The sequence below is a fragment of the Aetokthonos hydrillicola CCALA 1050 genome, from assembly GCF_017591665.1.
Lineage (GTDB): Bacteria > Cyanobacteriota > Cyanobacteriia > Cyanobacteriales > Nostocaceae > Aetokthonos > Aetokthonos hydrillicola.
Genome location: NZ_JAAKGC010000314.1, coordinates 1 through 2,026, shown reverse-complemented (window position 1 = coordinate 2,026; position 2,026 = coordinate 1). Strand labels below are relative to the sequence as shown.

Annotated in this window: 1 protein-coding gene; it reads left to right on the top strand. The window is 46.0% G+C overall.

The window, feature by feature from the left end; translation table 11 throughout:
- A partial coding sequence (locus G4P69_RS37360; protein ID WP_208354951.1) for a WD40 repeat domain-containing protein occupies window positions 1-1,356 on the top strand: 1,356 nt, incomplete at its 5' end.
- Between the last annotated feature and the right edge of the window lie 670 nt (window positions 1,357-2,026).

The window sequence follows — 2,026 nt, the reverse complement described above, 5'->3', positions numbered from 1 at the left end:
GGTGATCAACGTTCGGTCGTAAGCGTAGTATTCAGCCCAGATGGTAAGCTTTTGGCTACTGCTGGAGCTGACGGTACTGCTCGCTTATGGGATACATCCGGTCAACATAAACAATTAGCTGTCCTCAAGGGTCATCAAGATTCGGTTGTAAGCGTAGTATTCAGCCCAGATGGTAAGCTTTTGGCTACTGCTGGAACTGACGGTACTGCTCGCTTATGGGATACATCCGGTCAACATAAACAATTAGCTATCCTCAAGGGTGATCAACCTTCGCTTATTGGCGTAAGCGTAGTATTCAGCCCAGATGGTAAGCTTTTGGCTACTGCTGGAGCTGACGGTACTGCTCGCTTATGGGATACATCGCGTCAACAATTAGCTCTCCCTCATGGTCTGGTCTTGGGGGTAATATTCAGCCCAGATGGTAAGCTTTTGGCTACTGGTGGAACTGACGGTAATGCTCGCTTATGGGATACATCCGGTCAACATAAACAATTAGCTCTGCTCAAGGGTCATCAAGGTACGGTGGTAAGCGTAGTATTCAGCCCAGATGGTAAGCTTTTGGCTACTGGTGGATCTGACCGTACTGTTCGCTTATGGGATACATCCGGTCAACATAAACAATTAGCTCTGCTCAAGGGTCATCAATTCTGGCCCGTCAGCGTAGTATTCAGCCCGGATGGTAGACTTTTGGCTACTGCTGGAACTGATGGTACTGCTCGCTTATGGGATACATCCGGTCAACATAAACAATTAGCTGTCCTCAAGGGTCATCAAGGTAGTGTACATAGCGTAGTATTCAGCCCAGATGGTAAGCTTTTGGCTACTGGTGGAACTGACGGTACTGCTCGCTTATGGGATATATCGGGTCAACATAAACAATTAGCTGTCCTTAACGGTGATCAACGTTCGGTCAGTAGAGTAGTATTCAGCCTAGATGGTAAACTTTTGGCTACTGCTGGAGGAGACCATACAGTTCGCTTATGGGATACATCTGGTCAACATAAACAATTAGCTGTCCTTAAGGGTCATCAAGATTCGGTTGTAAGCGTAGTATTCAGCCGAAATGGTAGACTTTTGGCTACTGCTGGATCTGACGGTACTGCTCGCTTATGGAATACATCTGGTAAACTATTAGCTGTCCTCAAGGGTCATCAAGGTCAGGTCACTAGCGTAGTGTTCAGCCCAGATGGTAAGCTTTTGGCTACTGCTGGAGGAGAAGCTACTGCTCGCTTATGGCCAGTTGAGGGACTGGATCGAGTACTAGCAGTGAGCTGTGGTTGGGTCCGTGACTATTTGCGGACAAATCCTAATGTTAGCGATCGCACCCTATGCGACGACGTTGGGACTCGAAAATAAGGTAAGTAAGTGGGCGTTAATAAACATAACTATATTTTGTCATTGCAAGGAGGAACGACGAAGCAATCGCAAGGGTTTCGTGTTTTTTACATTTTGTTACATAGCTAGGTTTATTCGTACCTACCTACTTAGAACGAGTAACGCTCCAACCCAATTTCTCTAAGCAGCTTGGCGATCGCTCTATATATTATCACAAGTCACAATGTAACCTTAACAAAGTGATTGACAAGAGCAGTGCGCAGAGTGCGATCGCTTATAATAAGGAAAACATCAGTACGACTCAGATTATCTTCGATTTTTGAGGGCACTATCCTCTCATAAGAATTCCTAATGGTCTTTTAAGAAGAAAGAGCGAGGCTAATCTAACTAGTTTAAATAGTTGAGCGATCACCAGCAACACCATTGTCATAAACATCGACACACGCAGCAGGCAACCTACGACTGGGCGGAGCGGACTATGCCAAAACACTCCAAGATGCACAATTGAATGTCCTAGCCTGGAGAGGGGTACAATGTCAACCCAAGGCACCTCATGCTTAAAGTTCTGGAGTTTGGACTAATCCGGTTTCGACCAGCAGTTAACAAGCAAGGGCAGGACAGAGGGACTCAACTTCAAATTTGAAGCTGAGTCAAGCGGCAGGATCAAGAAATTAGCCGAAACTAAGCAGCA